Source organism: Actinomadura montaniterrae (assembly GCF_008923365.1).
GTDB lineage: Bacteria > Actinomycetota > Actinomycetes > Streptosporangiales > Streptosporangiaceae > Spirillospora > Spirillospora montaniterrae.
The window spans coordinates 86,221-107,512 of record NZ_WBMR01000001.1; the positions used below are offsets into that span (position 1 = coordinate 86,221).

Annotated in this window: 23 protein-coding genes; 15 read left to right on the top strand and 8 right to left on the bottom strand. The window is 71.6% G+C overall.

Features of this window, described 5'->3' with window-relative positions; genetic code table 11:
* Nucleotides 1-2 precede the first annotated feature (2 nt).
* The 4 genes from F9B16_RS00405 (at nt 3) to F9B16_RS00415 (ending at nt 3,423) form a co-directional block, all read left to right on the top strand.
* The gene (locus F9B16_RS00405) at nt 3-830 is read left to right on the top strand and encodes an ABC transporter permease (RefSeq protein WP_151537759.1); all 828 of its coding nucleotides are present in this window, start codon (nt 3-5) and stop codon (nt 828-830) included.
* 87 nt (nt 831-917) lie between these two features.
* A complete protein-coding gene (locus F9B16_RS00410; RefSeq protein WP_151537760.1) occupies nt 918-1,910 on the top strand; it encodes a hypothetical protein in 993 nt (330 codons plus the stop codon).
* A gap of 31 nt (nt 1,911-1,941) precedes the next feature.
* Complete coding sequence (locus tag F9B16_RS53450; protein WP_264159645.1) at nt 1,942-2,076, top strand: hypothetical protein; 135 nt, start codon at nt 1,942-1,944, stop codon at nt 2,074-2,076.
* 78 nt (nt 2,077-2,154) lie between these two features.
* Nucleotides 2,155-3,423, top strand: a complete 1,269-nt coding sequence (locus tag F9B16_RS00415) for an amidohydrolase family protein (RefSeq protein ID WP_225991210.1) — start codon at nt 2,155-2,157, stop codon at nt 3,421-3,423.
* A gap of 23 nt (nt 3,424-3,446) precedes the next feature.
* Here F9B16_RS00415 and F9B16_RS00420 read toward each other — a convergent pair whose 3' ends face one another.
* Both F9B16_RS00420 and F9B16_RS00425 read right to left on the bottom strand, forming a co-directional pair.
* Complete coding sequence (locus F9B16_RS00420) at nt 3,447-4,289, bottom strand: LLM class flavin-dependent oxidoreductase (RefSeq protein WP_192808528.1); 843 nt, start codon at nt 4,287-4,289, stop codon at nt 3,447-3,449.
* Nucleotides 4,286-5,521 carry an ATP-grasp domain-containing protein gene (locus tag F9B16_RS00425; protein WP_192808529.1) on the bottom strand — a complete coding sequence of 412 codons (1,236 nt, stop codon included), beginning with the start codon at nt 5,519-5,521 and terminating at the stop codon, nt 4,286-4,288. The genes F9B16_RS00420 and F9B16_RS00425 overlap by 4 nt, the downstream gene beginning before the upstream one ends.
* A gap of 128 nt (nt 5,522-5,649) precedes the next feature.
* On the opposite strand from F9B16_RS00425, the gene F9B16_RS00430 reads away from it, so the two are divergent.
* The gene (locus F9B16_RS00430; protein ID WP_151537763.1) at nt 5,650-7,083 is read left to right on the top strand and encodes an amidase; all 1,434 of its coding nucleotides are present in this window, start codon (nt 5,650-5,652) and stop codon (nt 7,081-7,083) included.
* A 46-nt stretch (nt 7,084-7,129) separates the two neighbouring features.
* Here F9B16_RS00430 and vph read toward each other — a convergent pair whose 3' ends face one another.
* Nucleotides 7,130-7,993, bottom strand: a complete 864-nt coding sequence (gene vph / locus F9B16_RS00435) for a viomycin phosphotransferase (protein WP_151537935.1) — start codon at nt 7,991-7,993, stop codon at nt 7,130-7,132.
* Nucleotides 7,994-8,603: 610 nt separating this feature from the next.
* Nucleotides 8,604-9,479 (bottom strand): aldo/keto reductase family oxidoreductase, encoded by an 876-nt coding sequence (locus F9B16_RS00440; protein WP_151537764.1) that lies wholly within the window; start codon nt 9,477-9,479, stop codon nt 8,604-8,606.
* Between the two features lie 141 nt (nt 9,480-9,620).
* Between F9B16_RS00440 and F9B16_RS00445 the strand changes: the two genes are divergently transcribed.
* Nucleotides 9,621-10,058 (top strand): winged helix-turn-helix transcriptional regulator, encoded by a 438-nt coding sequence (locus F9B16_RS00445; protein WP_151537936.1) that lies wholly within the window; start codon nt 9,621-9,623, stop codon nt 10,056-10,058.
* Nucleotides 10,059-10,155: 97 nt separating this feature from the next.
* Nucleotides 10,156-10,350 carry a hypothetical protein gene (locus F9B16_RS00450; protein WP_151537765.1) on the top strand — a complete coding sequence of 65 codons (195 nt, stop codon included), beginning with the start codon at nt 10,156-10,158 and terminating at the stop codon, nt 10,348-10,350.
* Between the two features lie 363 nt (nt 10,351-10,713).
* Here F9B16_RS00450 and F9B16_RS00460 read toward each other — a convergent pair whose 3' ends face one another.
* Nucleotides 10,714-11,961 (bottom strand): ROK family transcriptional regulator, encoded by a 1,248-nt coding sequence (locus F9B16_RS00460; RefSeq protein WP_151537766.1) that lies wholly within the window; start codon nt 11,959-11,961, stop codon nt 10,714-10,716.
* Nucleotides 11,962-12,110: 149 nt separating this feature from the next.
* Here F9B16_RS00460 and F9B16_RS00465 point away from each other — a divergent pair, with 149 nt between their 5' ends.
* Nucleotides 12,111-13,235, top strand: a complete 1,125-nt coding sequence (locus F9B16_RS00465) for a sugar ABC transporter substrate-binding protein (protein ID WP_151537767.1) — start codon at nt 12,111-12,113, stop codon at nt 13,233-13,235.
* A gap of 36 nt (nt 13,236-13,271) precedes the next feature.
* On the opposite strand, the gene F9B16_RS00470 is transcribed toward F9B16_RS00465, so the two are convergent.
* Nucleotides 13,272-14,114 (bottom strand): helix-turn-helix transcriptional regulator, encoded by an 843-nt coding sequence (locus F9B16_RS00470; protein ID WP_151537768.1) that lies wholly within the window; start codon nt 14,112-14,114, stop codon nt 13,272-13,274.
* A gap of 158 nt (nt 14,115-14,272) precedes the next feature.
* Here F9B16_RS00470 and F9B16_RS00475 point away from each other — a divergent pair, with 158 nt between their 5' ends.
* The 6 genes from F9B16_RS00475 to F9B16_RS00500 all read left to right on the top strand — a co-directional run bounded on the left by F9B16_RS00475 (nt 14,273) and on the right by F9B16_RS00500 (nt 19,700).
* Complete coding sequence (locus F9B16_RS00475; protein WP_151537769.1) at nt 14,273-15,031, top strand: SDR family NAD(P)-dependent oxidoreductase; 759 nt, start codon at nt 14,273-14,275, stop codon at nt 15,029-15,031.
* A 72-nt stretch (nt 15,032-15,103) separates the two neighbouring features.
* Nucleotides 15,104-15,871 carry an SDR family NAD(P)-dependent oxidoreductase gene (locus F9B16_RS00480; RefSeq protein WP_151537770.1) on the top strand — a complete coding sequence of 256 codons (768 nt, stop codon included), beginning with the start codon at nt 15,104-15,106 and terminating at the stop codon, nt 15,869-15,871.
* Nucleotides 15,872-16,096: 225 nt separating this feature from the next.
* The gene (locus tag F9B16_RS00485; protein ID WP_151537771.1) at nt 16,097-16,294 is read left to right on the top strand and encodes a hypothetical protein; all 198 of its coding nucleotides are present in this window, start codon (nt 16,097-16,099) and stop codon (nt 16,292-16,294) included.
* Between the two features lie 11 nt (nt 16,295-16,305).
* Nucleotides 16,306-18,447, top strand: a complete 2,142-nt coding sequence (locus F9B16_RS00490; protein WP_151537772.1) for a DNA translocase FtsK — start codon at nt 16,306-16,308, stop codon at nt 18,445-18,447.
* Nucleotides 18,448-18,467: 20 nt separating this feature from the next.
* Nucleotides 18,468-18,848 carry a hypothetical protein gene (locus F9B16_RS00495; protein ID WP_151537773.1) on the top strand — a complete coding sequence of 127 codons (381 nt, stop codon included), beginning with the start codon at nt 18,468-18,470 and terminating at the stop codon, nt 18,846-18,848.
* 87 nt (nt 18,849-18,935) lie between these two features.
* Entirely contained in the window at nt 18,936-19,700 is a 765-nt protein-coding gene (locus F9B16_RS00500) for a pentapeptide repeat-containing protein (RefSeq protein ID WP_151537774.1), read from the top strand.
* A gap of 170 nt (nt 19,701-19,870) precedes the next feature.
* Here the strand turns inward: F9B16_RS00500 and F9B16_RS52225 are convergent, their stop codons facing one another.
* A complete protein-coding gene (locus tag F9B16_RS52225) occupies nt 19,871-20,146 on the bottom strand; it encodes an aromatic-ring hydroxylase C-terminal domain-containing protein (RefSeq protein WP_225991213.1) in 276 nt (91 codons plus the stop codon).
* The gene (locus F9B16_RS00505; RefSeq protein WP_225991214.1) at nt 20,097-20,906 is read right to left on the bottom strand and encodes an FAD-dependent monooxygenase; all 810 of its coding nucleotides are present in this window, start codon (nt 20,904-20,906) and stop codon (nt 20,097-20,099) included. Before F9B16_RS00505 ends, F9B16_RS52225 begins: the two co-directional genes overlap by 50 nt.
* 2 nt (nt 20,907-20,908) lie before the next feature.
* On the opposite strand from F9B16_RS00505, the gene F9B16_RS00510 reads away from it, so the two are divergent.
* The gene (locus F9B16_RS00510) at nt 20,909-21,217 is read left to right on the top strand and encodes a TetR/AcrR family transcriptional regulator C-terminal domain-containing protein (protein WP_225991237.1); all 309 of its coding nucleotides are present in this window, start codon (nt 20,909-20,911) and stop codon (nt 21,215-21,217) included.
* Nucleotides 21,218-21,292 lie beyond the last annotated feature (75 nt).

Sequence of the window (21,292 nt, forward strand, 5' to 3'; positions counted from 1 at the left end):
GGATGAGCCCGGACGCGCGCGCACTGCTGGCGGTGGCGCGCAAGGAGCTGCGCGTCCTGCGTCGGTACCCGCTGACCCTGCTGAACACGATGCTGTTCATGCCCCTGTACCAGCTCGTCCTGCCCGTGCTGCTCCTCGGCACCGCGTTCCTCGTGAAGGGGCGCTCCCTGGGCATGGACGAGCTCACCGGCACCTCCGACTTCGGCGGATGGCTGTCCGCCGGCCTCGTGGGCGCGACCGTCACCGGCACCGTCCTGTCCGGGCCCGCCCAGGCCATGGCCTCGGAGCGGGGCCTCGGCACGCTGGAGCAGACCTGGGCCATGCCGGTGAGCCGCCGCGCCCTCGTGCTCGGCCTGATGACCTGCATGACCGGGCTGAGCCTGCTGGCCGGCGTGACGATGGCGGTCCTGGTGAGCCTGGTGGCGGGCGCCAGCTATGGGCCGGGGACCGTGCTGGTCCTGCCGGTGTTCGCCGCGCTGGTGCCGGGCCTGGCGGGGATGGGGCTCCTCAGCGCGTCGCTGTCGCTGCTCTGGCGGCAGGCCGTCGGGCTCACCGACAACCTCGGCTACGTCGTGACCGTCCTCGCCGGTGTCACGTTCCCCGTGGCGGTGCTCTGGGACGCGCTGCGCCCCGTCTCCTACCTCATCCCCACCACGTGGGCGATCGACCTGAGCCGCCGCGCCGCGCTCGGCGCGGACTCCCTCTACCCGCCCGCCGTGGAGGTGTGCGCCCTGCTGGCCACCTCGGGCCTGTTCCTCGCTGGCGGCACCGCGCTGTTCGGCCGGATGGAGCGCCGGATGCGCGCGGAGGGAGCGCTCGGCCAGCACTGACCAGCACCGTCCCATTTATGGGACAGCTCTCGGAAGTAGTGGTTTCGGGGATTATTGAAATGGCGCCTCCTTTCTATGATCAAAGGCATGTCGGTGACTCCTGAAATCGGTTCGCAGGCGGATCCCGGAGCGGCCGGGCACCATCTGCGCCAGGTCTTTCCGGACGGCGAGATATTCGTCGTGTCGGACGATGCGGAACTGAACCGGTACGCGGCCGGGCTGGGCATGCGGGCCCTGCCGCTCGAGGAAGCCCCCGGGCTGCCGGACGACGCCAACGTCGTCCTGCTCCTGCGCGCGCGGCTCGTCAGCCGCGACCTGCGCAGGCTGTTCCGCCGCATGCGGGTGCTGCTGGTCCCGATCGCCAGCTTCGACCCGTCCCTGCCGGTGGCCGAGTACACCCTCCGCCTCGTCCGCGCCACCGACTACACCGCGGCGTGCGAGTGGAACCGCTACTGGGCGCGGAGCATCTCCGAGCAGCCGGGACCGCTCGTCTTCGAGGGCAACGGCACCGACCTGACCTGCTCGTTCGCCGACCGGCTCAGCGCCGACGCGTGGCTCGACCCGCACATCGGCCCCGGCAAGTGGGTCAGCGTGGCGAGCTTCTGCGAGTTCTCCATCACCGCCCCTTCCTCGTCCGACTGGCGCGGGGCCTTCGACATCGCCGGCACGGCGGTCGCGTCCGGGCTGCTCGTCGCGCGGGACGCGCGCGTCCGGCCGGAGGGCGACGAGCGGATCCGCCGGGCCGCCCGGCTGCGCGAGGAGATCGTCGCGCGGGCGCCGATCGAGCTGCGGCTCGCCGACGGGGTGCTCACCTCGGTGACGGCCGGCGGCGTGGACTACACCGGCGCCGTGATCGACGTGACCAACCCCGGCTACGCCGGGCACACGCTCGAACTCGGCCTCGGCACCAACATGAACCTCCTCCCGCTGGTGGACTGGGAGCTGAACTCCCAGCTCAACGAGGGGGCCGGGACGCTGCACCTCGGCTTCGGCGAGGGCATGACGGGCGCGCACATGGACTTCGTCGTGGCCGAGTGCGGGCACCGGTTCCAGGAAGGCGGCGCGGGCGCACCGCGCTGAACCCCCACCACTTCGCGAGAGGAGGAGAGACATGCGCGAGCTGACGATCAACGACCAGTCCTGGAACGTCGACGAGGACGACACCCTCGTCGAGGGCGCCGAGCGGCTGGAGTCGGCCGACCCCGTCGAGGCGGCGTCGCTCAGCTACGGCTACGCCAGGATCTAGCCGGTCGGGCGCGGGGGCGGCCTGCCCGTCCCCGCGCCCGGTCGCCCACCTCAGCAGCGGAACGGAGCGGGGAACGCGATGGCCGAGCGGACGCGCTACACGGTGATCTCGGCGGACTGCCACGGCGGCGCGGACCTCCTGGAGTACCGCGAGCACCTCGACCCGGCGTACCGGGAGGAGTTCGACGCCTGGGCGGTCTCCTACGAGGTGCCCTACGAGGACCTCAAGGGCGAGGACGGGACCCGCAACTGGGACTCCGACCGGCGCCTGCGCGAGTTGGAGCAGGACGGGACCGTCGCCGAGGTCCTGTTCCCCAACACGATCCCGCCGTTCTTCTCCGCGTCCTCGCTCGGCAGCCAGCGGGCCGCCGAGAGCGCCGCGGACCTGCGCCGCCGCTGGGCGGGCCTGCGCGCCCACAACCGCTGGCTGGCCGGCTTCTGCGCCGCGGCGCCGGGCCGCCGCGCCGGGGTCTTCCAGGTGATGCTCCACGACGTCGGCGAGGCCGTCGCCGAGATCGAGCGCGCCGCCGCGGCCGGGCTGCGCGGCGGGCTGCTGCTGCCCGGCACCCCGCCCGGGTCCGGCCTGCCGCCGCTGTACTACCACGAGTACTACGACCCGATCTGGCGCGCCTGCGTCGAGGCCGGGCTGCCGGTGAACGTGCACAGCGGCAGCGCCGCGCCCCGCGCGGGCGACCGTCCCGAGGACCACGTGCTGTTCATGCTGGAGCTGCGCTGGTGGGACCAGCGGACCCTGCGGCACCTCATCCTCGGCGGCGTGCTGGAGCGCCACCCCGAGCTGACCGTCGTCTTCACCGAGGAGGGGCTCGGCTGGATCCCGAACGCGCTCCGCGCGATGGACGGCTTCGTCGACTCCATGCGCACCGCGTCCGGCAGCGGAGACCTCAGCCACGGCGCGACCGTGGCCCGGAACCTGTCGCTGCGGCCGAGCGAGTACTGGCGGCGCCAGTGCTACGCCGGGGCCAGCTTCATGCACCCGTCCGAGACCGCGATCCGGGCCTCGATCGGCGTGTCCCGGATCATGTGGGGGAGCGACTACCCGCACACCGAGGCGACCTACCCCTACAGCGAGTCCGCCATCCGGCTGGCCTACGCCGGGGTGCCCGAGGACGAGGTCGAGCTGATGCTGGCCGGCAACGCCGCCCGCGTCTTCGGGTTCGACCTGGAGGCGCTCGCCCGGCACGCCGAACGGGTCGGCCCCGAGCGGGACGGCGTCACGGCGGGCGTGGACCCCGCGTCCCTGCCCGCCGGTGTGGCGAAGAGCCCCGCATTCGCCGGCATCACCCCCGGCTCCAGCAGGACGCGGTGGGTCGACAACCGCAAGGCGTAGGCGACTCCGTGTAGTGGTCGCGGTCAGCCGCCGGTGACGGCGGGCGCGACCTCCTTCATGAAGCGGCGCAGGTCACGGACGCCTCCCGCCGGATCGACCATCTGGACGACGAAGTGCCGCACGCCGAGGTCGCGGTCGGCGCACAGCCGCCGCGCCAGCTCCCGCGGCGGCCCCGTCAGGACGAAGCCGGGGACGTCGGCGCGGTGCGAGAAGGCGATCTCGTAGTTCGCCGACACCCGCGCCTTGCCCGTCCGGGGGATCAGCTCGCCCAGCCGCGCGGTGTCGGGCGCCCAGCAGTTCCACCAGTCCGCCCGCTCGCGCGCCAGCGCCATCGTCCCGTCGCCGACGCCGCCGATGGTCAGCGGGATCCGGGACTGGACGGCGGCCGGGCCGCCCTGCGGGTCCCGCACGGTGAAGAACTCGCCGGCGTGGTCGACGGGCCGTCCGCTGACGACGAGGCCGAGGACGTCCAGCAGTTCGGCCAGCCGGGCCCGCCGCACGCGGGGCGGGTCCGCGGTGAAGCCCAGGCCGGTCAACTCGGACGGTGACGAGCCCCAGCCGAGCCCGAGGTTGAGCCGCCCGCCGCTGATCTGGTCGAGCGTCACCGCCATGCGGCCGAGCAGCACCGGGTTCCGGAACGACTCGCACAGCACCAGGTGCCCCACGCGGACGGTGCTGGTCCGGGCCGCGATCGCCGTCGCGACCGTCCAGCCCTCCAGCGCTCCGCCGGGCACCCCCGGCAGCGCCAGGTGGTCCATGAACCACACGGCCTCGAAGCCGAGGTCCTCCGCGGCCTCCGCCAGCGTCGCCAGCTGCGCGAAGCTCCGCCTGACCTGCGGCAGGTACAGCCCGAACGTCGGCGTCACGCGCCGGTCTCCACGTGCAGGAGGCGCTCCGCCTCGTCCAGGACCCGCCCGCACTCGTCGATCGACCCGGACACGGCGACCGCGTAGGCGATCCGCCCGTACCGGATGTCGCGGGACGGCGGGGACACCGTCTCGCCCGGCTCGGCGAGCGTCACGGCGCGCACCACCTCGGGCGGCAGCCGCTCCTCGTCGAACCGGATCGCCCGGATCGTCGTGTCGTCGCGCTCGGGGTGGAAGAACCGGATCCCGGCCGTGAGCTTCCGGTCCGGGGCGAGGACGGGCGGCAGCCCGCACGCCGCGGCCGCCGACACCAGCCCCGGGTCGATCCCGGTGGCGTACCGGCCGAGCAGCGACAGCAGGTCGCCGCCCAGCCGCCCGTTCAGCTCGATTACCTTGGGGCCGCGCCGGGTCAGCCGCATCTCGGTGAACGTGACGCCCTCGGTGAAGCCGAGCGCCGAATGCGCGGCCTGCAGGACCTGCATGACGCGCAGATCGGCCAGCAGCGGGTCGGCGCCGTCCACGAAATGCCCGAGCTCGGCGAAGAACGGCGCGTAGCCGACGACCTTGCGGGCCAGGTAGATCGGCTGCACCCGGCCCCGGTGCACCACCGAGTCGATGCTGATCTCCGGCCCGTCCAGATACTCCTCGACCAGCACCGGCGTCTCGTAGCGCGGCGCCCCGGCCGCACGCGCGCCGGCCGACCACGGGAACCACGATGCGAGCTCCTCGGGGCCGTCCACCCGGACGATCCCGATGCTGCCGGCGAGCCCGCGCGGCTTCAGCACCGCCGGGTACCCGGTCCGCTCGGCGGCGCGCAGCGCCTCGTCGGTCCGCGACACCGCGATCGACAGCGGCTGCGGGACGCCCGCCCCGGCCAGCGCGGACCGCGTGAGGTACTTGTCGCTGCAGGCGACGACCATCTCCGGCTTCCCGCCCGGCAGGTCCAGGCTCTCGGCGACGTACGCGGCCGGGACCGCCAGGTCGTCGGACCAGCTGACCACGCCGCGCACCTCGCCGGCGGCCGCGATCCGGACGGCCTCCCGGATCAGCGCGGGCACGTCGAAGACGTCGTCGAAGACCGTGCTGCCGCAGATGTGCGGCCGTTCCCAGGTCGGTTCGGCGCGGCAGAACAAATGGACCCGGTAATCGACTCCGACGGACTCCAGAAGATGGCCGCGAAAAAGCTCGGACCCGTGGCCGATGACGAGGAGGAGCGGTCGAGTGTCAGGCATGCGGATCCCTTCTCCCGCACGGCGGCCGATGGCCGCTTCCGCATGATCGAATCTACAGTGCATAAAGTGAAAATAAAAGGACGGGAACGCGGACGGGCCCGTCCGGCGGCACGGCGGAGAGGACGGCCATGAGCGATGACTTCCTGGACCTCGACGGGGTCGCGCAGGCCGGGCTCGTCCGCACCGGGCGGCTGAGCCCGGCCGAACTCGTCGCCGCCGCCATCGACCGGATCGAGCGCCTCGACCCGGTGCTCGGCGCGCTCGCCGCGGAACGGTTCGAGCGCGCGCGCGACGAGGCCGCCCGGCCCGCCCGGCCCGCCCGCGGCGCCTTCGCGGGCGTCCCGTTCCTGCTCAAGGACGCCGTGCAGCACTCGGCCGGCGACCGCTACCAGCACGGCATGACCTACCTGCGCGAGCATCCATGGTTCTCGCCCGCCGACACCGCGCTCACCGGCCGCTACCGCGCGGCCGGGCTCGTCCTCCTGGGCCGGACGAAGGTCCCCGAGCTCACCATGTCGCCCACCACCGAGCCGCTCGCCCACGGCCCCGCCCGCAACCCGTGGGACACCACGCGCTCGTCCGGCGGCTCCAGCGGCGGCTCCGCGGTGGCCGTCGCCTCCGGCATGGTCGCCTTCGCGCACGGGAACGACATGGGCGGCTCCATCAGGATCCCGGCGTCGTGCTGCGGCCTCGTCGGCCTCAAACCCTCCCGCGCCCGCATGACCCTCGCCCCCTACGCCTCGTACTGGGGGCCGCTCACCCACGAGCACGTGCTGACCCGCACCGTCCGCGACAGCGCCGCCGTCCTGGACGCCACCGCCGGCCCCACCCCCGGCGACCTCACCGCGGCCCCGCCCCCGTCCCGTCCCTGGACGGCGGAGCTCGACGCCGACCCCGGGCGCCTGCACATCGGCCTTCTCCAGGAACGGCCGTCCGGCGGGCCGGTCGTCCCCGAGTGCGTCACCGCGGTGAACGCCACGGCCCGAATGCTGGAGTCGCTCGGCCACCACGTCCGGGTACTCGCCCCCGGCGCCTTCGCCGACGCCGGCGGCGTCTCGGCCATGGGACTCGTGATCGCCACCTCCGTCGCCCGCGACGTCACCGCCTGGGAACGGCGCATCGGCGTCCCCATGCACGACCTCGAACCGGGAACCGCCGCGGCCGTCACCCGAGGCTCCGCGACCACCACCGCCCAGCTCCTGGACGCCCTGGACGTCCTGGCGCGGTGGAGCCGCCGCATCGTGCGCGCCTCCAGCGCGGTCGACATCGTCCTGAGCCCCACCCTGCCGGGACTCCCGCCGCCTCTGGGCACGCTGAGCGGCGACCGCCCGCTCAGCGAAACGGCACCGGCCTGGACCGCCATGGCGGAACTGGCCGTCCTCAGCAACATCTCCGGCCAGCCCGCGATCTCCCTCCCGCTGCATCGGACCGAGACCGGCCTGCCGATCGGCGTCCAGCTGACCGCCCCGTACGCACGGGAAGACCTCCTCTTCCGGCTGTCCTCCCAACTCGAACGAACCGCCCCCTGGCCCCAGACCCCGTCCCACCTCGCCCGATCCTGACCGCTGGGGCTGTGACCGCATAGGTTCGCCGTTGTGCTGGTGTACCTCAGCGGTAGCCGGCCAGGCCGTCCGCAAGTTCTGCTTCGTCGCCGTCGCGGATCGCGTAGAGGGCTTGCTGCAGGGCGAACGTGCCGCGGATCGCGGCGATGCGGGTGAGGAGCCCGTGGTTCGACCAGCCGCCCAGAGCGAGCACCCGCTCCAGGAGCTCAGGGCCGTAGCCGGCACCGATCGCTGCGAAGTCTTCGGCCGGGTCGCCGAGTGCGACATCGTCCCAGTCGAGCACTCCGGAGAGGCGCGGCAGCCCGTGCGTCCACTCCCACAGGACGTTCTCGGCACCGAGGTCGCCATGCACCACCGCTCGGGTGAGGTGGGGAAGGCCGTCGAGTGCCGTGAGTTCCCGACCGGCCCGCAGGCGCCCGCTGTCGGACATGAGCTGGAACAACTCCGCGCGCACGTTCTCCGCGAACAGCCGCCACCGGTCTGCTGGTGCCTGCGGCAGGACTGCGCGTACCGTCTCGTCGGTGCCCGCCCGGGCCAGGCCGGACAGCAGCATGGCGTACTGCGCCGCCACGGCGTCGAACACTCGGGCATCGTTGAGGGCGTCGGCCTGCAGCGGTTCGCCGGGAATGCGGCCGAGTACCAGGAACGGCGCCTCGTCGGTGTCGTGGACGCCGCCCCGGAGCAGCGGCTCAGGTGTGCGGAAGCCGAGGTCGAGGCCGGCGAGTGCGCGCAGTGCGGCGGCCCGCTGGGGCAACCGGGCAGCCGCCGCCCGGGTTCGGGGCAGGCACACGACACGGTCCGACCCAATGACCACGATGTGGAATTGCCCCTGACGTACTGCGAGGTCGTCCGGCTCGTCGTCGGGCAGCAGACGGCCCAGCAGAGCGCGATGCGTCGCACGGATGCTCACGAGCGTGACCTCTGGATCCTTCGATGCGGCGGAGGTGATGTGCATGGAGTGCTGTCAGGCCCCGCCGGCCGACGGCGGTGAATCGGTTGTACCCGTTCAGATGGTAGTCGTGTGACTACAGATAGTGATATTCGTGGTTTTCCGGTTCCCGACACCCCGAAAGAGGACCCATGATCACGCGCTTGTCCCTGGCCGGCCTCGCCCTGGCCGCCGCTCTCGCCCCGGGCACTCCCGCCCTCGCTTCCACGAGACCAGCTCAGGTCGCTGGTCCCGGCTACACATGTGACCGCCTGGTGTGGCAGGGCGGGAACCAATGGGACGGGGTCGATCGCTGCGTTCCGTCTGGGGGCGCATTTCCCAGCGGCCCCCTCGTGGACCCCTTCACCATCACCAGCCGGGAAACCGGCGCCACCTTCACCTGCACCCCGGATTCCTTCGGGCATGCCGGCACCGCCCAGACGCCCCAGCGGGTCATCGGCAACCGTTGCTCCCCATGACGGACCCGGCTTGACGCTCGGCGGGGCGCGGTCACCGCGTCCCGCCCGCCCTTCCGTCGCCGGCCCGCCCCCTTCCAGTCCACGACCGGCGACTGCCGTGGGCGGTCTTGGACTCAAGCAGGGGATGAGTCGAGACCGATGTTGTCCAGCTCGGTCACGTCCTCTGGTGAGAGGGCAAGGCCCGCGCCGGCGATGTTCTCGCGCAGGTGTGCCGTCGACGACGTGCCGGGGATGAGCAGGATGTTCGGTGATCGCCGCAGCAACCAGGCCAGCGCGACGGACATCGGTGCCGCGTCCAGCCGGGCGGCGACCGCCGAGAGCGCCGACGACTGAAGCGGGGTGAAGCCCCCGAGGGGGAAGAAGGGGACGTACGCGACACCGTCGGCGGCGAGCCGGTCGATGAGCTTGTCGTCGTGCCGGTGGGCGAGGTTGTACATGTTCTGCACGCACACGATCGGCGCGATGCTCCGCGCCTCGGCGACCTGCCCTTCCGTGGCGTTGCTGACCCCGAGGTGGCGGATCAGTCCTTCCTGCTGGAGTTCGGCGAGCGTCTCGAACGCCTCGGCGAGCGAGCCTGCCTGGGGGCCTTCGGCGTTACCGAGCCGGAGGTTGACCAGGTCGAGTACGTCGAGCCCGAGGGAGTCGAGGTTGTCGTGGACCTGGCGGCGCAGATCGTCGGGTCGCCGGGCCGGGGGCCAGCCGCCCTGTTCGTCGCGGGTCGCGCCCACCTTGGTCACGATGTGCAGCGACGCGGGATAGGGGTGCAGTGCCTCGCGGATCAGCTCGTTGGTGACGCGCGGCCCGTAGGCGTCGCTGGTGTCGATGTGGGTGATACCGAGATCGACCGCTTCGCGCAGAACGGCCAGGGCGCCCTCGCGATCGGCGGGCGGCCCCATGACGCCCGGTCCGGCCAGTTGCATGGCGCCGTAGCCGAACCGGGTGACGGTCAGGTCCCCCAGGGTCCAGGTGCCGCCGGGCAGAGTGCTCATCCTTGTTGCCTTTCGTCGTACGGAAGGGGGTGGCGCCTGCGGCGTCCCTGCATCAGCATGGAAGAGGGGACTTCCCAATGGGAAGTAGGCACCCTAGGGTGCGTAACCCACCCATCGGTGAGAGGTCGGTCAGTGACGACGATGAAGGCGGTCGAGAAGAGGGCCCAGGCCAAGGCGGAGTACAACGCGTTCCTGGCGGTATGTCCGAGCCGGCAATTGCTCGACAGGATCTCCAACAAGTGGGTCGTCCTGATCCTGTGTGCGCTGGGCGGCGACAACAGCGCCCGCCAGGGCGAGGTGGCGAACGCGGACGGCCCGAAGGCGATGCGCTACTCCGAGCTCGCTCGCCTTCTGGCCGGGGTCAGCCAGAAGATGCTGACCCAGACGCTCCGGTCGCTGGAGCGCGACGGTCTGCTCACCCGTACCGTGACGCCGACCGTCCCCGTCACCGTCACCTACGAGCTGACCGACCTCGGGCTCTCGCTCCACCACCTGACGCGCGGGCTCAGAAGCTGGGCGCAGACGCACATGGACGAGGTCCTGGCGAACCGCGAGGACCACGACGCTCGCACCCGCTGACGGACCGGGCGGGATCGTCCGCCGGGCACGCTGCCCGTTACCGAAGGTGATGATGGACCCGCGACGCATAGCACTCAACCGGCGGCACAGCCAGGAGATGGGTTCGCTGTTCGCGAGATTCCTCGACGCCCATCCCGATGTCGAATCCGAGGTCCCCTCGGCCCAGATGACCGACGAGCAGGATGCCGCGTGGACGGAGTTCAGCGCCGAACTCCTTCGCCGTCACCAGGCCGAGCGCTCGGCTCTCGCCGACATCCTCGAAGCCGAACAACGCCAACGCGAAGCCCCATGACCGAACGCTTCAGTCGGCCTAGGTGATCGTCAGCGCATAGCGGACCGAGGTTCGGAAGTCGCCGCTGTCACCCCGGATGACGACCTGGTGCTTGCCAGCGGCCAACGGGTCCGGCTCGTCCGTCCTCTCCCTCCGTTCGGGCACCGACCGCGCGGTCTTCGTCGGGGACATGCTGCACAGCCCCGTCCAAGACCCGCCGCGCCTTTCTCTCCCGCGCCGCCGAACAGCGAGAACTCATCATCCCGGCCCACTGGCCCGGACACGGGGCCGCCGAAATCCGAAAGAACGGGGACGGCTTCCGCATCACCGCATGGGGCGCCTTGCCTCGCGGTTGACCCGGCGTGGAGGACGCCGGAGCCTCGTTCAGCGGGCCGGCGTTTCCGTCGCGGACGGGCTCTCGGGTCCCCGGGGCGTTCGGCCGAAGTGCGGGGCCAGGAGGTGGGCCGACGTCTGACGGGTCGCGAGGACGATCGCGCCGAACACCTCGGCGCGGTCGCCGAGGCGGCTGCCGGTGACGGTGATGCCCTGGTCGAGCGGCGAGGGCAGGCGGTGCAGCAGCACGTCGCGGATCCCGTCCAGCAGCGGGCGGCCGACCCTGGCGACCTCGCCGCCGACGATCACCATCCGCGGTTCGAGCATCGCGCAGATGTCGGCCAGCGCCCGTCCGATCATGTGGCCGGCGTCGGTGACCACCCGCCGCGCCCCCGGATCGTCGGCGGCGAGCAGGGCCACCAGATCGGCGATCGTGGTGTCCGGGCCGCGGGTGCGGGTGAACGCCGCCGTGAGCGCCCGCGCGCCGACGACGGTCTCCAGGCAGCCGCGGTTCCCGCAGCGGCAGACGTAGCCCCCGTCGACCACGGCGATGTGGCCGAGCTCGCCCGCGGCCCCGGTGGCGCCCTGGTAGGGGCGGCCGTCCAGGATCAGCCCGGCGCCCACCCCGTCGGACAGCATGACGTAGATCAGGTCGTCGACGCCGTGCCCCGCGCCGAAGGTCCACTCGGCGAGGGCGCCGAGGTTGGCGTCGTTGCCCACGTGGACGGGCAGCCCGATGCGCTCCCTCAGGCGTTCCGCGACGTCGACGTCGGTCCAGTCGGACAGCATCGAGGGCAGGCTGAGCGTGTGCGACCGCGACCGGACGGGAGCCGACACCGCGACGCCCATGCCGAAGACGCGCCCGGCGTCGCGCCCGACGGTGGCGACCAGGTCGAGGGCGGTGCCGGCGATGAAGTCCAGGGCCTCGTCCGGCCGGTGGTCGACGTCGATCTCGTGGTAGCGCTCGCCGAGCACGCCGCCGGACAGGTCGGCGAGGAGCACGCGGATGTCGGTGTGGCGCAGATGCACGCCGAGCAGCCCGCCGCCCTCCGGGTTCAGGGTGAGCGGGGTCGCGGGACGGCCTCCCCGGGGCGCGGACGGCACCGCGCCCTCCGCCGACTCGGTCAGCACGCCTTCGGCCAGCAGGTCGTTGACGAGGCCGGAGACGGTCGTCCGGGACAGGCCGGTCGCCCGGGCGATGTCGACCCTGCTGATCCGGCCGTGCCGCCGGACGGCGTCGATGACCAGCAGCCGGTTGCGCGACCGCAGGGAGGTGAGGGAGCCGGGCGCATCGTCCATGGCCGCAACCCTACGAGGTTTATCCGTACTCCGTTCAAACTATGGCCATTTGTGGTCTCTTTTGTTCTTGACGCTGATTAACCGGCGTTTCTACAGTTCAGCAAAGCCGGCGGCCGGGCAGGGCCCGCCTCCCACCCCTTGGAGTTGGCATGCGCAAGAAGACATCGGCGCTGGTTGCCAAAGACACGGTCCTCCGCAAAGGCATCGTCTGCCTGACCGCCCTGACGGCGGCCGCGGCGGTCACCCTTTCCGCGTGCGGGGACGGATCCGACGACTCGGCCGGCCCGTCGAGTACGGCGGTGAAGGGGAAGGTCGGCGTGATCCTGCCCGACACGACCTCGTCCACCCGGTGGGAGAGCTTCGACCGGCCGTACCTGGAGCAGGCGTTCAAGGCGGCGGGCGTCCAGTACGACATCCAGAACGCGGAAGGCTCGACGCAGCGGTTCCAGACGATCGCCGACCAGATGCTCACGAGCGGGGTCAGCGTCCTGCTCGTGACCGGGCTCGACTCCAACTCCGCGGCGGCGGTGCAGCGCAAGGCCCAGTCGCAGGGCGTCAAGACGATCGACTACGACCGGCTGACGCTCGGCGGAGTGTCCGACTACTACGTCTCCTTCGACAACGTCAGGGTCGGCGAGGAACTGGGCAAGGGCCTGCAGAAGTGCCTGGGCGACAAGGCGGCCAACATCGCCTACCTGGACGGCTCGCCGACGGACAACAACGCCACGCTGTTCGCCCAGGGCGCGCACAACATCCTCGACAAGGTCTCCAAGTACAAGAAGGTGGCGGAGCAGCCGGTCCCGGACTGGAAGCCGGAGAAGGCGGCGACCATTTTCGAGCAGATGTACACCGAGCAGCACGGCAAGATCGACGGTGTCCTGGCCGCCAACGACAACCTCGGCAACGCCGCGGTGGCGGTGGTCAAGAAGAACGGGCAGGGCGGAAAGGTCGCCATCACGGGCCAGGACGCGACCTTGCAGGGCTTGCAGAACATCCTGGACGGCTCGCAGTGCATGACCGTCTACAAGCCCGTCAAGCAGGAGGCGGACGCCGCCTCCAAGCTCGCCATCTCCCTGCTGAAGGGCCAGAAGGGCGAGACGAGCGCCACCGTGAAGGACCCGCAGGGCAAGCGCGATGTGCCGTCCGTGCTGCTGATCCCGATCGGGATCTTCAAGGACAACGTCAAGCAGGTCGTCGACGACGGCTTCGTCAAGGCCGCCGACCTGTGCAAGGGCGCCTACGCGTCCAAATGCAAGGACGCCGGCATCCAGTAGGCCCGAGCGACCACCCCTGGACGACACACCGCCGTTTTACCTGTGCGGTTCGTTCTGGCGGCGGGTGGCGTGGATGGTGCCGAGGAGGTCGAGGGCCTGGGCGTCGGCGCTGCCCGGCTCGGCGTGGTAGATCACGAGCTGCTGGCCGGGGGCGTCGCGTACGTCGAAGGCCTGGTAGGTGAGCGTGAGCGGGCCGACGTCCGGGTGCAGGAAGTGCTTGGCGTCCTGGGTCTTGCCCCGTACCGTGTGGGCGTTCCAGAGACGGGCGAAGTCCGCGCTCTGATCGGCGAGGGTGCGGACGAGCTCGGCCAGCCGCGGGTCGTCCGGGTCGGAGCCCGCCGCATGGCGGAGGTTGGCGACGGTGGCCTGGGCCGCCCGGTCCCAGTCGGTGTAGAAGCGCCGGCCGGCCGGGTCGAGGAAGGTCATGCGGGCCAGGTTGTCGGCCGGTTCGAACGGGGCGTAGAGGGCGTCGGCCAGAGCGTTGGCCGCGAGGATGTCCAGGGTCCGGTTCATCACGAACGCCGGGGTGTGGGGATAGCCGTCCATCAACTGGCGCAGCGCCGGGCTGACCCGTTCGGCGGCCCGCGTGGAGGGCCGGTCGTCCGGGATGGTCCCGGCCAGCCGGAACAGGTGCGCCCGGGCGTCGGTGTCGAGGCGCAGCGCGCGGGCGAGGGCGTCGAGCACCTGGCCTGAGGGGTTGCGCTCGCGTCCCTGTTCCAGGCGGGTGTAGTAGTCGGCGTTCACTCCGGCCAGGACGGCGACCTCCTCGCGGCGCAGCCCGGCGACTCTGCGGGTCCCGTAGCTCGCCATGCCGACGTCTTCCGGCCGCAGGGCGGCGCGGCGCGCGCGCAGGAATTCCCCCAGGTGGTTGCCGTCCATGCGGCCAGGCTATGCGGCGGTCGCGTGTGCTGCCTGGGTGCGCCGCACCCAGGCAGCACACGTCCTGGTCGATGCCCTCTGACCTGCGCAGACTCGATGAAGCGGGCCAAAGCTCGCGGACCGAGCAGACGATGGCGAAGACGAATCCGGAGGACCCCATGACGACACGACGACTCGCCGGCAGGGTCGCGCTGATCACCGGCGCGACCGGCGGCATCGGCGCGGCGACCGCCGAGCTCTTCGCCCGCGAAGGCGCCCGCCTCGTGATCACCGACGTCGCCGACGGACCGCTGCGGGACCTGGCCCGCCGGATCGAGGCGCTCGGCGCGGAGGTCGTCGCCGCCCGCCTCGACGTCTCCTCGGCGCGCGAGTGGGCGGAGGCGATCACCGTCGTGCGCGAGCGCTTCGGCACCCTGAACGTCCTGGTGAACCTGGCCGGAATCGTGGACTGGCCGGGCATCGAGGACACGGCGGAGGACGCCTGGGACCGCGTCATCGACGTGAACCAGAAGGGCACCTGGCTCGGCATGAAGGCGGCGATGCCGCTCCTGCGCGCGAGCGGCAACGGCTCGGTGATCAACACCTCGTCGGTGCTCGGGCTCGTCGGCAGCGGCTCCGCCGCGGCCTACCAGGCGTCCAAGGGCGCGGTGCGCCTGCTGAGCAAGACCGCCGCGGTCGAGTACGCGTGCCAGGGCGTGCGGGTCAACTCCGTGCATCCCGGGGTGATCGCCACGCCGATGATCCAGGAGATCCTGGACGAGCAGGGCGACCGGCAGCCCGACATCCAGCGCACCCCGATGCGCCGGGCCGGGCGCGCCGCCGAGGTCGCGCCCGCTTACCTCTTCCTCGCCTGCGACGACTCGTCGTTCGTCACCGGCTCCGAACTCGTGATCGACGGCGGGCTCACCGCGCACTGAGCAGCCGGACCGAGCCGCTGTGGCTTGGTCCCGCGCCGCCGGGACCCGGCCTGAGAAGGAAGGAAAAGACTGATGACATCCGCGAATCCGTCCACCGGAACCGGCGAGTTCGCCGGAAAGGTCGCCCTCGTCACCGGGGCCGCGCGCGGCGTGGGCAGGGAGACGGCCGGGCTGCTGCACCGCCGTGGCGCCCGGATCGTCGCCGTCGATCAGCGGGAGGAGGTGGAGGATCTGGCCACGGAGTTTCCCGGCGTGCATCCGCTGATCGGCGACGTCGCGGACGAGGCGGTGGCCGCGCGGGCGGTGCGGCAGGCCGTCGAGATGTTCGGCGGTCTGGACATCCTGGTCAACAATGCAGGCCGCGCCCTGAACAAGCCGATCACGGACACGACGGCGCGCGACTGGGACGCGCTGATGGCCGTCAACGCGCGCGGCGCGTTCTTCTTCGCCCGCGAGGCCTTCCGCGCGATGCGGGAGCGCGGCGGCGGCGCGATCGTGAGCACGGGCTCCTACGTCTGCACGGTCGGCATGCCGGACGGCGCCGCCTACGCGGCGTCCAAGGGCGCCCTGGCCCAGCTCACCAAGGTCCTCGCCGTCGAGGGCGGCCCGCTCGGCATCCGGGCGAACATCGTGGCCGCGGGCGTCATCGAGACCGACTTCCTCGACACCTTCCGCACCGACAGCCGCGCATACCTGGCGTCCTTCGCCGGAGCGCAGCCGCTCGGCCGGGTGGCCCGGCCCGAGGAGATCGCCGAGGTGCTCTGCTTCCTCGCCTCACCGCGTGCCGGCTTCGTCACCGGCGCCGTGGTCGCCGCCGACGGCGGCTTCACCGCGATATGACGATCACGAACGGCGGAACGCGGCCCCGTGTCGCCCTGCAACCCGATCTCGCCATGTCTCGACGTGCCTGAGCTGAATGTCTGCTTCTGAAGCGGCATAACCCGGGATGGATTCGGTGTCCGGACGCCGGTGGGACGACACACCTTGCCGTACTTGCTTAACTATGGACGATCTTGTCGTTACTGTCGTACCCCAGGGTCGGCGACGGGGTCACCGGAGGTAACGATGCGGTCCGGACGGTGGGTGCTCGTCGTCTGGCTGATCATCGGAGCGCTCGCGGCGGGGCAGCGCCACTACTACGCCAAGTTCGACGGGAGCTGCGCCGATTTCGCCACGATCGGGATCACTCTGGTCTCCGGTCCGCTCAACTACATCGGCCTCAACCCCACCGCCTCCTGCAAGGTCCCCCAACCGAGCAAGTGAAAGGCGGCGGGGTGCGGGCCGGTGAGCAGCTGGCGGGTCGGTACCTGCTGGTCAGGCCCCTGGGGCAGGGGGCGATGGGCGAGGTGTGGCAGGCGCGGGACTTGCGCCTGGATCGGGACGTCGCGGTGAAGGTCATGCTGCTGCGCGCGACCAGCGAAGCGACACGGCTCGCACTGGCCCGATTCGGCCGGGAGGGCAAGGCCGCCGCGCGGCTCAGCCACCCGCACATCGCCGACGTCCACGACATCGGCGACCATGACGGGCAGCCGTTCCTGGTGCTGCCCTTGCTGCCCGGTCCCGACCTGGCCACGCTGCTGGAACAGCACCCCGGCGGGCTGCCGGTGCGGCAGGCCCTCGAATACTGCGCCCAGGCCGCGGACGGCCTGGCGGCCGCGCACGCCGCCGGGGTGATCCACCGCGATGTCAAACCCGCCAACCTCATCCTCGACCAGCAAGGCCGGGTCAAGGTGTGCGACTTCGGCATAGCCCGCCTGGACGACGCGACCGCCGGCCTGTCGGCGACGGGATCGGTGCTCGGCACACCCCACTACATGGCCCCCGAACAGGCCGACGGGCAGACCACCACCCCCGCGGCCGATGTCTACGCCCTCGGCGCCACCCTGTTCCGCCTGCTCACCGGACGCGTGCTGTTCCCCGGCGACAACCTGCTCGCCATCGTGGGCCAGCACCTGCACAAACCTCCGCCCGCTCCCAGCAGCCTGCGGCCCGCGATCCCCCGCGCCGTGGACGACTACCTGCTCGCCCTGCTGGCCAAAGATCCCTTCGCCAGACCGCCCAGCGACACCGTTCCTGCCCGGCTCCGGAGCCTCGCCACCGCCGGCAGCGGGGGCGAGGTCCTGCCCACCGGCGCGCAGCGGCCGTCCCGCACCGGCGGCCCGCACCATGAACGAGCACTCGGCCCCTTGCCCGACGCGAGGAGCTACAAGCTGCCCCCGGCCTCCCTGCTGGTACGCGGCCCGGCACCCAAGCCGCGCACGAAGGCCAACGACACGGTCGTCAACGCGCTCGCCGGAGTGCTGGAGCAGTTCGGCATCGACGCGCAGGTCACCGGGTTCACCCGGGGCCCGACGATCACCCGGTACGACATCGAGCCCGGCCCGGCCGTGAAGGTGGAACAGGTCACCGCGCTGACGAGGAACATCGCGTACGCGGTCAGAAGCGTGGACGTGCGGATCATCTCTCCGGCCTCCGGGAAGTCGGCGATCGGCGTGGAGGTCCCGAACACCGACAAGGACGTCGTCAACCTCGGCGACGTGCTCCGCTCGCCCGCCGCGGCCGACGAGCCCCATCCGCTGGCCGTCGGCCTCGGCAAGGACGTCGAGGGCCGCACGGTGGTGGCGAACCTGGCGAAGATGCCGCACCTCCTCATCGCGGGCGCGACGGGTGCGGGCAAGGCGACGTGCGTCAACGGGCTGATCACGTCCGTGCTGATGCGGGCGGCGCCGGACGAGGCGCAGATGATTCTCATCGACCCCAAGCGCGTCGATCTAACGATGTACCAGGACATCCCGCACCTGATCACGCCGATCATCAACGACCCGAACAAGGCGGCCAGGGCCCTGCGGTGGGTGGTCGGCGAGATGGATCGCCGGTACGACGACCTCGCCGCGTCCGGGTTCCGGCACATCGACGACTTCAACAAGGCGGTGAAGACCGGGAAGCTCACCGCGCCGCCCGGCAGCGAGCGCGCCTACACGCCCTACCCCTACATGCTCGTCATCGTGGACGAGCTCGCCGACCTGATGATGGTCGCGCCCCGCGACGTCGAGGACTCGGTCGTGCGCATCACCCAGCTCGCCCGCGCCGCCGGCATCCACCTCGTCCTCGCGACGGAGCGCCTCTCGGTGGACGTCTTCACCAGCCCCATAAGGGCCAACGTGCCGTCGCGGCTGGCGTTCGCGACGTCCTCGCTGTCCGACAGCCGCGTCATCCTCGACCAGCCTGGCGCGGAGAAGCTGATCGGGCAGGGCGACGCGCTGTTCCTGCCGATGGGCGCCAGCAAGCCGATGCGCATCCAGAACGCCTACGTGTCGGAGAAGGAGATCCACGGCATCGTCGAGCAGTGCAAGAACCAGATGGCCCCCGCCTACCGGGAGGACATCATCTCGGATTCGCCAAGGCAGAACGGCTGACGGACCTGACGGAGGTGCCGATGGGACTGATTCAGATCGGGGTCGTCGGGTCGGCTGTGCTTCTGCGGCTGACGGCTTTCGGCTGGTTCGCCATCATCTCGATCATCGTGAGCGCCTTTTCGTTCGGCATCGTGCCGGCGATCGTGCTGGGGCCGCTGGTCTACGCCGGATTCTCCGCGCCGCAGTCAGCATGGCCTCTGCTCGTCACGGCCGACGTTCTGCTTCTGGTATGTGCGTTGACTTTCGAAGACGGCGGCGACAACTCGTCCACGAGTCCGCTGCAGGTGCTCACCGGCAGTCGTGCACTGTCCGGTCGCGCCATTGACAGAGCGTGCCGCTTCTCCGGCATCGTCTACCTGTTCACGCTTCCGGCACTGGTGATCTGGACAATTGCCAGCTAGCCGCTACAGGAGGGCACATCCCGGGGCGCAGACGATTACCATCGGCCCTCGACCTCAGCTCACCGATTTGGATCCGGAAAGGCCCCCGTGACGCATCCTCGTCCCACCCCGTCCCCGACTGCGCCGCCGTGGCCGCACTGCGGTCACGGTTCCAGCGAGCAGGATCCGGTCGGCTGCCGGGGCATACACGTCCCCGGCCACACGGCCTGTCTCACCCACCTGACGCGCGCAGACTGCAGCTCCTTTCTGAACGACCTGCGCCCCCGCGCGGACCTCGACCTGCGCGGCACGACCTTCGAAGACGACCGTCTCTGGAATTCGCTGCTCGATGCCCTGCGCGACATCGACAGCGGGGAGCCCACCTTCGGCGACGTCCGGTTCACGTCGGCGGTCTTCGACCTCCACGCGTGGTTCGAGTCGGTGACCTTCGACGGCGCCGCCGTGTTCGACGCGGCGGTCTTCCGGGACAAAGGGTGGTTCCCGGCCGCGACCTTCGCATGGTCCGCCTCTTTCGAGGGGACGACCTTCGAGGTCTATGGCGGCTTTGGGGACGCGACCTTCGAGCACACCGCCTCCTTCAAGGGGGCGGCCTTCATCGGCGAGGCAGCCTTCGAAAGGGCGACCTTCGAGGGCGCGGTCTCCTTCGAGGGGGTGACGTTCAAGGAGTACACCCAATTCGAAGAGGCGACTTTCCAATCCACCGCCGACTTCACGTCGGCGAACTTCGGGGCGGTCGCCGTGTTCGAGGAGGCGGCTTTCGAGGGCCGTGCCCGATTCACCGAAAAGACCTTCAACGCCACTGAGGGCCTGCGTTCGGCCACATTCAGACACGATCCGACGCTGATCGCCTGAGGCCGCCCATCACGGCAGCATCAGGTCGCGGGCGCCGCGGGCCACATCGGGCACCGCTGCACGCCGTCGCCGTACACCGAGGACGGTCATCGCTACGCTCCGCCGCCCGCCTTCGCCTTTCCGGTTCCGGCGGGTTCGCCGAGCCAGGTGGCCAGGGCGTCCCGCAGGCCTTAGTGGTCGCACTGCATGTCCGCCGCCCAGGCGACGTACCCGTCCGGCCGCACCAGCAGGGACGGGCCGGGGCAGCCGGGTGCGGCCACGGCGAGCCGCTCGTCGAACCCGGCGGGCGCCGCACCGGCGGTGACCAGGACGGTGCGGCCGTCGCGGCACCGCTCGTCGAGGGTGCCGCCGTCGGCGAGGGGCACGTCGGGGGCGGGCATGCCGGTGAGCGCGTGGTCACCGGGCAGGTCGTAGCCGCGTCCGATCCCGGTGATGTTCTTCAGCACGTAGGTTCGCGCCAGCGGGGGCGTCGCCGCGGACGGTCGCGGCGAGCTTCCAACCGAGGTTCATCGCGTCGCCGATCCCGAGGTTGAGGCCCTGCCCGCCGGCGGGGGAGTGGATGTGCGCGGCGTCGTCGGCAAGCAGGATCCGGCTGCGCCGGTTGGCCGCGACTTGACGGGCCGCGTCGGTGTAGCGCGTCGCGGTGAGCACCCGGGTGACGGCCAGGTCGACGCCCGCGACGCGCCGCACGCTCGCGCGGATCTCGTCGGCGGTCACCGGCTCGTCGCGTCCGGGCGGCGGCGCGTACTCCACGGTGTGCAGGCGTCCGGGGACGGGCCCGTGGACGTAGGCGCCGCGGTCGGTGCGGACCCAGCCGCCGACCGGGAGCGCGTCCAGCCCGCTGGCCTCCACCATCGCCTGCCGCCCGGTGAACTCCGCGTCGGTGCCGGGGAAGGCGAACCCGGCCAGGGCGCGGACGGTGCTGCGGCCGCCGTCGCAGTCGACGAGCCATCGCGCGCGGACGATGCGCCCGGCGGCGAGCACGTACACGCCGTCCTCGCCGACGTCCAGGCCGGTGAGCGGGGTGCCGCGGCGGATCTCGGCACCGAGCGCGGCGGCGCGGGCGGCGAGGATCTCCTCCAGGTCGAGCTCGACCTCATGGCCGACGCCGTCATGGCCGAGCGGACGCCGCCCGTCCCGTCCGGGGACTGGCGCGCCGACCTGCGCGCCCTGGCTGGCGAGGCGCGCGCCGCCGCGCTCGCCCATCCCTGGTTTCCGCGCTCGGCGGGCTCGGGCTGTCCCCGGACGCGATGCTGACCGCCGTCACCACCGTCCGGTTCTTCGTCGACGGCGCGGTGGCGAGTGAACTGGCCCAGCGAGGGCTGGACATGGACGCCTGGATGAGCGCCCAGGGCGCCTATGGAGACGCGATCATCACCGGGGGCCGGTACCCGCGGCTGGCACGCGTGATGGTCGAGGCCGAGGGGCCGCACGCCCGCGACCGCGCCGAGCGTTGCTTCCATGACGGTCTCGAGCACGTCCTGGACGGCATCGCCCACCGGATCCGACTGTCCTGACCCGCCATGCCTCCGCGCCGGACAGCGTTGCGAGTCGGCCCAGGGAAACCTCCCTCATGACGGCCGGTCATGGGC